This window comes from Bradyrhizobium neotropicale, assembly GCF_001641695.1.
Classification (GTDB): Bacteria; Pseudomonadota; Alphaproteobacteria; order Rhizobiales; family Xanthobacteraceae; genus Bradyrhizobium; species Bradyrhizobium neotropicale.
Genome location: NZ_LSEF01000071.1, coordinates 70422 through 78850, shown reverse-complemented (window position 1 = coordinate 78850; position 8429 = coordinate 70422). Strand labels below are relative to the sequence as shown.

Genomic DNA, 8429 nt, shown 5'->3' with positions numbered 1-8429 from the left:
CCCGCCGCGATCGGCGCCGGACTCTACCGCATCGTGCAGGAGGCGCTCACCAATGCCGCAAAGCATGCCGACGCGACCCGCGTCTCCCTGGAACTGACCGCGTGCGAGGCCGCATCTACCGGCGGCCGGGCCATCGCGCTTTGCATCGCCGATGACGGCCGTCCGGGCGATGCCGCCGTCAAGTCCGGCATGGGCCTGCTCGGAATGCGCGAGCGCGTCGCAGCGCTCGGTGGCCGGCTGAGTTTCGAGACTGGCCCTGATCGCGGCGGGACCCTGCGCGTCGTGATCCCCGCTCCCGTCGATCCCATCGCCATGGAGCACGCCGCATGAACGGGACCGGCTGCGCCATCATGCTGGTCGACGATCATGCCGTCGTCCGCGAAGGCTATCGCTCGGTGCTGCAGAAGCAGCCGGGCTTCCGCGTCGTGGCCGAGGCCTCCGATGGGGCCGGGGCCTACCGCCTGTTCAAATCGGCAAAGCCGGATCTCGTGATCATGGATCTGAGCATGCCCGGCATCGGCGGCATCGAGGCGATCAGGCGGATCAGGCAATGGGACAAGGGCGCGCGCATCCTCGTCTTCACCATGCACCAGAATGCGGGCTTTGCCGTGCAGGCGATCCGCGCCGGCGCCAGGGGCTATGTCACCAAGACCAGCCCGCCTGAGACGCTGGTCCGCGCCGTGACCGACATTCTCGCCGGCAAGATCGCCATCAGCCCCGACATCGACCATGAGCTCGCACTGAGCCGGCTCGCGGGCGAAAGCTCCGCCGCCGATGTCCTCACCGCACGCGAATTCGAGGTGCTGCGCCTGCTGCTCGCCGAGCAGAGCACCGAGGAGATCGCCGAAACGCTCCACGTCAGCCCGAAGACGGTGGCGAATCTGCACTCCCTGATCAAGGACAAGCTCGGCGTCGCCTCCGACATCGAGCTGGTCCGGCTGGCGCTGCGGCAGGGCCTGCTGACGCAAGCTGATCTCGGCGAGGCGTGAGCGCGCGCCCTTCAGGCGAGAAAGCGCATGAGATAACCTTCCATGGCGTAGAGCGCACAGAGCGCGAGGCTCGACCACACTGCGGCGCTGAAATACAGCGCCATCCAGACGAGTTCGCCCTTCCAGTGCGCGACGTCGTGGGTCACCACCCAGCGCGTAGAGACGTCATGCAGGCCCTCGAGGAAGCCGAGGAACTTGCCGCCCTCGGCGTGCCCAGCCCGCCAGCGGCTGAGATACATCGGCACGTCGACGGTGACGAGGAAGGCGAGAAAGCAGGCGATGCCGACGATGCCGGCGATCAGCGCCCAGCGCACCGGGCCCTGGAATTCAGGCATCAGGCGGCACAGCGCGATTCCCGCGAGGAAGAAGGTCACCGCCCACAGCGAGTTCTCGATCGCGTTGAAGAGGAAATTGGTGGTCACGACCGCGTACCAGGAGAAGCACTCCGCGATGATGATCACCGGCACGATCAAGAGCGCGATATTCACTGCGGTCTCGGCACCCGCCATTCTGCCGAGCTGGTGCAGGATGATCGCCCATTGCGCGGCGAAGCAGAGCTCGGCCACGGTCGCGACCGTGCGGCCGACAAACACGCTCGACAGCCAGGTGTCGAACAGGCAGATGCGCTGCACGTCGGCCCGCGGCAGCACAGAGCGGAAGGCGCAGCCGAACACATAGCCGGCGCAGAGCAGGAACATCAGCCCGATGTCGGACCCGCCGCCCACACTTGCCGCGGGGGTTGGGTAGAACTCGCGGTACAGCATGAACCAGACGAGGATGTTCGCGGTACTGACCAGCGTCAGGGACCCCCACCACCACGCGAGGGGATTTGACCGCGCCTGCCACTGCAACATGAACCGCTCCGCTGTAGTCAACATGACATCCAACGGTAGTAATTCTGTCATAAATCAGCAGCGCGACGCGACAAAAATCTTCGTTATGGCGCTGTCATAATTGGGCTGCGCGCTGTCATATTCGCGACGACTGCTCCTCGTCACTCGTTTCCGAGCTTATTCCGGGAGCTCCTCTTCGAGGCCCCCGGAACAACGCGGGGAGCTTATTTCTTCAGCCCGCCAACATAGGCCGCGAGCTTGTCCAGCGTCTGGTAGCCGTATTCAACAGCGCCGAAGCCGATCATGCCGTCGCGCTGCTCGGTGCTCGCTGCCAGTTGCCGCATCATCAGCACCGTCTTGCCGTTGCTCTGCTCGGCAAAGGTGATGGTGAAGCGGAACATGCCGGGATCATCGTCCTGGTCGACGCCGTGGTCCATCTCCATGAAGGACGGCGGCTCGATGCGGCGGAAGCGCATACGGTTCGGATAGACGGTGCCGTCGGGGCCGATCATGTTGAAGCGCCAGACGCCGCCGACGCGCACGTCGATCTCATGGGTCTCGATCTTGAATCCCTTCGGCCCGAACCATTGCGGCAAATGCTTCGGATCGGACCACGCCTCGAACACCAGATCGCGCGGCGCGTCGATCACGCGTGACATCACGATCTCGCGGTCGAGCGACCACTGGGACAAAGCGGGGTTGGCAGAATTCGTCATCACTCGGCACCTTTCCGTTTGGTTGTTCGGGACGGTCGCTTGGCGGCCGCCCTCTCCTTCTCTTTCTTCAGCTTCATCACATAGGCCTCGAACCGGTCGAGGCGAGCCTCCCAGATCGCGCGCTGCTGCTGGAACCAGTCCTCCGCGCCGAGCAGCGCGTCCGGGCTGAGACGGCAGGTGCGCACGCGGCCTGCCTTCTCCGATTGGACGAGCCCGCTCGTCTCCAGCACGTGGATGTGTTTCATGAAGCTCGGCAGTGCCATGTCGAAGGGATCGGCGAGTTCGCCGACCGACGCCTCTCCCGCGCACAGCCGCATCACGATCGCCCGCCGGGTCGGGTCGGCGAGCGCTGCAAAGATCTGATCCAGTCGGGGCGATTGGTTAGCCATGTAGCTAACTATAGATCAGCCTCGCGCGGGCGTCAACAATTGTTAGCTTACAGGATAACTATTTCTCTGCCACCGCATGGACTGGAACCCACGCTCGCAATCGTGAATTGGGACGTGTGGCCCTCCCCGTTAAAAGGAATCGGGGGCGCATCTTCATTCGAAGCACGTGCCATCTTTTGTCACATCAACACGTCTCACCCGGCGGAGTTTCGCCCGGGCGGCGCTCGTTCCGTTCGCGATTGCGCTCGCCCGGCCACGACGCGCCGCGGCAGATTCCGACATGATCGCGCAGATGCGCGACATCGTCGCGGCCGAGCTCGCGCCGACCGCCATGCCGGACCATCCGGGCGGCCTCGCCGCCGCGCTCTATGCCGGCCGCCACGTCGAATTCTTCAACTATGGCTTTGCCGACGACACGACCCGGCGCCCTATCACGCCGGACACGCTGTTCAACCTCGCCTCCTTGCGCAAGCCGTTCGAGGCGGCGCTGGTGGCGCTCGGCACGCTGCGCGGCGAGTTGCGCCTCGATGACCGCGTGTCGAAATACCTGCCCGAGCTCAACGGCGACACCATTCGCCGCGTCACCGTCGGCGAGCTCGTCACCCACACCTCAGGCCTGCTGCTGCCGACAGACCATCCGCCCTGGCCGAACGATTCCTATTCGCGCGAGCAGTTCATCGGCATGCTCGACACCTTCGCGCCGCCAGCGGGCGTGGCGCCCGGGAAGCAGCGCATCTACTCCCATGCCGGCTACGTGCTGCTCCAGCTCGTGCTCGAGCGGTGCTATGGCAAGCCGATCCACGAGCTCATCGAGCACCGCATCCTGAGACCGCTCGGCATGACCGCGACATCCATACCGGAGCGCGGCGCGGACAATCGCGCCGTCATGGACGCGGCGTGGATGCGGCGCGTCGTCCAGGGCTATTCGGACCAAGGCATGGCGATCGGCCCGCCCGGTGACCAGCAGAGCTATTTCGATGTCCCCGGCACCGGCCAGATGTTCTCTTCAGTGCGGGATCTGGCAAGCCTCATCGCGGCCTGCGTCGAGGGCCGATCGGTCGATCCGCAACTGCGCGATGCCCTCCAGATGACGCAGCGCGAGGCCTTCCGCGTCGACGAGAAATTCGGACAAGCCATGGCTTGGGAGACCGTGCATCTTCCCGGTCTCACCGTCGTGGACAAGCCGGGCGGTCTCAACAATGCCTCGGGCTATATCGGCCTCGTGCCGGCGCGGCGGCTCGGCATCGTGCTGCTCGCCAACCGCGGCGACTACCCGCACGAGATCGCGCGCTACAAGATCCTGCCCGCCCTTGTACGGCTCATCGCAGCGCGGTGACGCCGCATTCCAAAAAGAAAGCCCCGGCTGGGCCGGGGCTTTCTCGCCAGGTGCGGAACGGGATGGTGGTCAGTACCTGGCGACGACCGGTCCGCCGAACTTGTAGTTCACGCCGACGCGCACGATGTTCGACTTGAGATCGACCGAATGGGTGAAGACGCTTGAGGGGAACGGGCCCTGGGTCAGACCCGTGAGATTCGTGCTGGTCGTCGTGGCGCGGCCGAGATCGACGTAAAGATATTCCGCTTTCAGCGACCAGCCATTGCCGACCGCATACTCGCCGCCGACGCCTGCGGTCCAGCCGACACGGGTGTCGCGGATCGAGCCCGATTCGGTTGCCGCATCGTCCGTGTCGGTGAAGTTGAAATTGGCCTTCACATCGGCAATTGCCGCGCCGCCGGTGGCGTAGATCAGCCAGCTTGGCGTGGCGAGAAAGCCGATGCGGCCGCGGATGGTGGCGAGCCAGTCGGCCGAAACCGAGGAGTTGACGGTGAAGCTGGACGCACAGCAAGGATACTTGGCGGAGCCGGTCGCGCTGTCCTTGAAGCCGAAATAGTTGATGTCGCCTTCGAGGCCGAACACAGCCTGGTTGACCTGCCAGTTGTAGCCGGCGGTGAAGCCGCCGGTCACGCTAGAGCTGTTGACGTGCTGGGCGCCGACCGCATTGAGGGCGCGCACGTTGTTGCCGATGAAGTAGCCAGACGGTGACCAGACGGTCGAGGTGGTCGGATCGCTGCTCCCCCATTGTCCGCCGACATTGCCGCCGACATAGAATCCGGTCCAGTTGTAGGCGGGCGCCATCACCGGGGCCTTGGTGTAGTGGGCCGCGAGGTCGGCCGCCTGCGCGGACGCCGCGCCCAAGACAACCGACGCAACCGCCAGCAAAAACTTCTTCATTTCAGTCTCCTAGCCCCGCGCGATCGAAGCTCGCGTCCTCGCATACGCGGCGGTTTGGGAAGTTCCGGCGCAGGTCGGGCATAGGCCGAATGGCGCGGACCGTCTTGCCCCGCCACGAACTTCATGGCACTGCAGCGAACTCGACCGCTTGCCGGTGCACGAGGCGCGACGACTGTGACCCAAGCGTCACACATCACCGTCGCCGCAGCGGCGCGCAACACAGCGCGTGTCGCACCACGACGAGGCTTCGGCGGAACGCGCGCTACACCGATCGCGTCAGTCCGCCGTCGACGCGGATGTTCTGCCCGGTGATATAGGCCGCGCCGTCGGAAGCCAGGAACGAGATCGTCGCCGCGATCTCCTCGACCTTGCCGTAGCGCTTCAGCGGCACGCTGTCGCGGCGCGCGTCCGTCGCCGGCAGGCTGTCGATCCAGCCCGGCAGCACGTTGTTCATGCGGATGTTGTCGGCGGCATGGGTGTCGGTGAAGATCTTGGTGAAGGCGGCAAGGCCTGCGCGAAACACCGCCGACGTCGGGAACATCGCGCTCGGCTCGAACGCCCAGGCGGTCGAGATGTTGATGATGGCGCCGCCCTTCTGCGCCTGCATGACCGGCGTGACCAACCGCGTCGGACGGACCACGTTGAGCAGATACGTATCGAGGCCGGTGTGCCACTGCTCGTCGGTGATCTCGGTGATCGGCGCGCGCGGGCCGTGGCCGGCGCTGTTGACGAGCACGTCGATGCGTCCCCACTTGGCAAGCGCGTCGTCGACCAGCCGCTTCAGATCGTCGTTCGACTTGTTCGAACCGGTGACGCCGAAGCCGCCGAGCTCGGCCGCCAGCGCCTCGCCCTTGCCGGAGGATGACAGGATCGCGACGCGGAAGCCGTCGGCGGCGAGCCGCCGCGCAGCCCCCGCCCCCATGCCGCTGCCGCCCGCGGTGACGAGTGCGACCTTTTCTGCTGCCATGACGATGATCCCTTGCGAACCCGTTGAGGCGAGCCGAGGGCTCGGCCTATCATCGGCTGTTCTACAGGCAGAATTGCCGACAGGTCCATCGCAACAGGCATCCGTCATGAGCGACTTGCAGATCCGCAACATGCGTCCCGAGGAGATTTCCATCGCCGCCGACTGGGCCGCAGCGGAAGGCTGGAATCCGGGGCTCGCCGATGCCACCTGCTTCGCGATCCCCGATGCGCAAGGATTCTTTCTGGGCGAGATCGATGGCGAGCCGGTCGCGACCGTCTCCTGCGTCAATTATGGCGAGACCTTCGCCTTTCTCGGCTTCTATATTGTGCGCGCGGCCTTTCGCGGCGCCGGCCACGGCCTGCGCATCTGGAACGCAGCGATCGCGCATGCCGGATCCCGCGTGATCGGGCTCGACGGCGTGGTAGCGCAACAGGACAACTACAGGAAATCCGGCTTCCACCTGGCCTACGCCAATATCCGCTATGGCGGCACCATCGCCGCCGCGCCTGCGCCGCCCGCCGATGTCGTCGCGCTCGAGAAAGTCCCGTTCGCAATGGTGGAAGCCGACGACGCCACTGTCTTCCCGGCTCCGCGCGGCAACTTCCTGCGTGCCTGGATCGACGCGCCCGGCCATATCGGCCGCGCGCTCATGCGCGACGGCCGCCTTGCTGCATGGGGCGTGATCCGTCCGTGCCGGACCGGGCGCAAGATCGGCCCGCTCGTCGCCGACGATCGCGCCGGCGCGGAGGTGATCATGCGGTCCCTGCTCGCAAGCGCGGGCAGCGGCGAGGTCTTTCTCGATGTCCCCGCCGTCAACCGCGAGGCGGTCGCGCTGGCCGAGTCCTTCGGCCTCGAACCGGTGTTCGAGACGGCGCGGATGTACACCGAAGCGATCCGCCCGCTGCGGCTCGATCGCGTCTTCGGTGTGACCAGCTTCGAGCTGGGCTAGGACAGCGCCGCTTTAGTAGCAGCGCATGATGTTGACGGTGTGCTCGCCGCCGCCGCGGCCGGGCACGGTCACCGTCTCCGACGGGCAGCTCGGCACGTAGGGACGGTCCGACGGCGTGACGTTCGGCGGAAGACGATGAGCCCAGTCCCACGGCACATCATAGGTGTAGGTGTAGCGTACGTCGGTGGACTGCGGCGGCTGCACCGTATCGACGAAGGGCTGGCTGGTCATGCCGGGATCGTAGAAGAACCCGCCCCCGCCCGGCCAATAGACAAACGGATTGTTCCGCCGATGGTGGAACCGGGCGGCCGGCCGCGCGATCGCTGGACGTCCGACCGCTGGCGGCGCGGCGGTGGCAATCGCTGGCCTGGCAAAAGTCTCATTCGGGCTAAGGAGCAGCGCGGCTGCGCTGAGCGAGGCGAGCAACGCCCCTTGCATTTTATAGGTCATGATACGCACCAACTCGTTGGCTACGGCAGCTCCCCACTGCACGCTAGGCCCGGCCGTCGTTCCCCCGCAAACCTATAATTAATTGTTGGTTAAGACGCAGGATTAACAGAGCGCGCCCCGCGGCAAGATGCGCCGCGACAGCTTGCGGAAGCGCTTCGTTCCCTGGAATTCGGCTCATAACCAGTTGATCGCGGGTTGATCGAGTTGACCGGACGGATCCGGAACGCTGCTGCACTGCGGTCGTTGGCCCCCGACACAGCAAGGGAGCATCTCGATGCAACGTAGAACACGACTTGCGTGCCTGGCCACGATATCGCTCATCGCGGGCACGACCGCCGCGTCGGCCCAGGCCTACGATTGGAACGGCAACCCGGTAGGATGGGATCGCGGCGGTTACGCCTATGAGACGGGCCCGATGTACACCCCCGGGCCGGCGGCGCCATACGGCACGCTCAACGGCAGCAATCATCCGGCGCCGAGCTCGACGCAAGGTGACGTCGGTCCGGGCGGCAACAACAACGGTACGCTGACCGGTCCCTATCGCTCCTGGTAAGGCCGGCGCGCAACGAGGCCCACCGTCCCGTTGGACGGTGGGCCTTCGCTTCAGCGGCCCTGCTGCTTGCGCAGCCAGTCCAGCATGTCCTGCGCATTTCCCGTGCCCTGCGACACGATCGCGGTGTTTCCGCCGCTACGGCGGTAGACCGTGGTGCGGCCGGGCTCCTTCTCGATCCTGACCTCGGCCTGCGCCGGATCACCGCTTTGTGTGATGACCGACGTGCCGTTCTCGTCCTGGACCACGGTGGTGTGGCCGTCACCGGTCTCGCCGGCACCAGCCGGCGGTGCTGCAATCGCCATCATGATACTTACTCCGGATGCGAGCAGGAGGGATTTCATGTCACACCT

12 protein-coding genes are annotated in these 8429 nt (G+C 65.7%); 5 read left to right on the top strand and 7 right to left on the bottom strand.

The window, feature by feature from the left end; genetic code table 11:
* A partial coding sequence (locus AXW67_RS44270; RefSeq protein ID WP_347336759.1) for a sensor histidine kinase occupies nucleotides 1–330 on the top strand: 330 nt, incomplete at its 5' end.
* Entirely contained in the window at nucleotides 327–989 is a 663-nt protein-coding gene (locus tag AXW67_RS24000) for a response regulator (RefSeq protein ID WP_063679845.1), read from the top strand. The genes AXW67_RS44270 and AXW67_RS24000, both read left to right, overlap by 4 nt.
* Before the next feature lie 11 nt (nucleotides 990–1000).
* On the opposite strand, the gene AXW67_RS23995 is transcribed toward AXW67_RS24000, so the two are convergent.
* From AXW67_RS23995 to AXW67_RS23985, 3 genes are all read right to left on the bottom strand, one after another.
* Nucleotides 1001–1843 (bottom strand): hypothetical protein, encoded by an 843-nt coding sequence (locus tag AXW67_RS23995; protein WP_063679844.1) that lies wholly within the window; start codon nucleotides 1841–1843, stop codon nucleotides 1001–1003.
* Nucleotides 1844–2046: 203 nt separating this feature from the next.
* Nucleotides 2047–2538 carry an SRPBCC family protein gene (locus AXW67_RS23990; protein ID WP_027555163.1) on the bottom strand — a complete coding sequence of 164 codons (492 nt, stop codon included), beginning with the start codon at nucleotides 2536–2538 and terminating at the stop codon, nucleotides 2047–2049.
* Entirely contained in the window at nucleotides 2538–2927 is a 390-nt protein-coding gene (locus tag AXW67_RS23985) for an ArsR/SmtB family transcription factor (RefSeq protein ID WP_027555162.1), read from the bottom strand. The genes AXW67_RS23990 and AXW67_RS23985 overlap by 1 nt, the downstream gene beginning before the upstream one ends.
* Nucleotides 2928–3207: 280 nt before the next feature.
* Between AXW67_RS23985 and AXW67_RS23980 the strand changes: the two genes are divergently transcribed.
* Entirely contained in the window at nucleotides 3208–4263 is a 1056-nt protein-coding gene (locus tag AXW67_RS23980; RefSeq protein ID WP_063679843.1) for a serine hydrolase, read from the top strand.
* 69 nt (nucleotides 4264–4332) lie between these two features.
* On the opposite strand, the gene AXW67_RS23975 is transcribed toward AXW67_RS23980, so the two are convergent.
* Nucleotides 4333–5160 carry an outer membrane protein gene (locus AXW67_RS23975; RefSeq protein ID WP_063679842.1) on the bottom strand — a complete coding sequence of 276 codons (828 nt, stop codon included), beginning with the start codon at nucleotides 5158–5160 and terminating at the stop codon, nucleotides 4333–4335.
* Nucleotides 5161–5422: 262 nt separating this feature from the next.
* Nucleotides 5423–6127: an SDR family oxidoreductase gene (locus tag AXW67_RS23970; protein ID WP_063679841.1), complete on the bottom strand. Its 705-nt coding sequence runs from the start codon at nucleotides 6125–6127 to the stop codon at nucleotides 5423–5425.
* A gap of 106 nt (nucleotides 6128–6233) precedes the next feature.
* Here AXW67_RS23970 and AXW67_RS23965 point away from each other — a divergent pair, with 106 nt between their 5' ends.
* On the top strand, nucleotides 6234–7076 hold the full coding sequence (locus AXW67_RS23965; protein ID WP_063679840.1) for a GNAT family N-acetyltransferase: 843 nt from the start codon (nucleotides 6234–6236) through the stop codon (nucleotides 7074–7076).
* A gap of 12 nt (nucleotides 7077–7088) precedes the next feature.
* On the opposite strand, the gene AXW67_RS23960 is transcribed toward AXW67_RS23965, so the two are convergent.
* The gene (locus AXW67_RS23960; protein ID WP_063679862.1) at nucleotides 7089–7526 is read right to left on the bottom strand and encodes a hypothetical protein; all 438 of its coding nucleotides are present in this window, start codon (nucleotides 7524–7526) and stop codon (nucleotides 7089–7091) included.
* Nucleotides 7527–7800: 274 nt separating this feature from the next.
* Between AXW67_RS23960 and AXW67_RS23955 the strand changes: the two genes are divergently transcribed.
* On the top strand, nucleotides 7801–8079 hold the full coding sequence (locus tag AXW67_RS23955) for a hypothetical protein (RefSeq protein ID WP_027555157.1): 279 nt from the start codon (nucleotides 7801–7803) through the stop codon (nucleotides 8077–8079).
* A 50-nt stretch (nucleotides 8080–8129) separates the two neighbouring features.
* Here AXW67_RS23955 and AXW67_RS23950 read toward each other — a convergent pair whose 3' ends face one another.
* Nucleotides 8130–8420 carry a hypothetical protein gene (locus AXW67_RS23950; protein ID WP_027555156.1) on the bottom strand — a complete coding sequence of 97 codons (291 nt, stop codon included), beginning with the start codon at nucleotides 8418–8420 and terminating at the stop codon, nucleotides 8130–8132.
* Nucleotides 8421–8429 lie beyond the last annotated feature (9 nt).

Excerpts from the sequence above, each read along its gene's own strand:
- AXW67_RS24000 (WP_063679845.1), top strand. The coding sequence starts at position 327 with ATGAACGGGACCGGCTGCGCCATCATGCTGGTCGACGATCATGCCGTC.
- AXW67_RS23995 (WP_063679844.1), bottom strand. The coding sequence starts at position 1,843 with ATGTTGCAGTGGCAGGCGCGGTCAAATCCCCTCGCGTGGTGGTGGGGG.
- AXW67_RS23990 (WP_027555163.1), bottom strand. The coding sequence starts at position 2,538 with ATGACGAATTCTGCCAACCCCGCTTTGTCCCAGTGGTCGCTCGACCGC.
- AXW67_RS23985 (WP_027555162.1), bottom strand. The coding sequence starts at position 2,927 with ATGGCTAACCAATCGCCCCGACTGGATCAGATCTTTGCAGCGCTCGCC.
- AXW67_RS23980 (WP_063679843.1), top strand. The coding sequence starts at position 3,208 with ATGATCGCGCAGATGCGCGACATCGTCGCGGCCGAGCTCGCGCCGACC.
- AXW67_RS23975 (WP_063679842.1), bottom strand. The coding sequence starts at position 5,160 with ATGAAGAAGTTTTTGCTGGCGGTTGCGTCGGTTGTCTTGGGCGCGGCG.
- AXW67_RS23970 (WP_063679841.1), bottom strand. The coding sequence starts at position 6,127 with ATGGCAGCAGAAAAGGTCGCACTCGTCACCGCGGGCGGCAGCGGCATG.
- AXW67_RS23965 (WP_063679840.1), top strand. The coding sequence starts at position 6,234 with ATGAGCGACTTGCAGATCCGCAACATGCGTCCCGAGGAGATTTCCATC.
- AXW67_RS23960 (WP_063679862.1), bottom strand. The coding sequence starts at position 7,526 with ATGACCTATAAAATGCAAGGGGCGTTGCTCGCCTCGCTCAGCGCAGCC.
- AXW67_RS23955 (WP_027555157.1), top strand. The coding sequence starts at position 7,801 with ATGCAACGTAGAACACGACTTGCGTGCCTGGCCACGATATCGCTCATC.
- AXW67_RS23950 (WP_027555156.1), bottom strand. The coding sequence starts at position 8,420 with ATGAAATCCCTCCTGCTCGCATCCGGAGTAAGTATCATGATGGCGATT.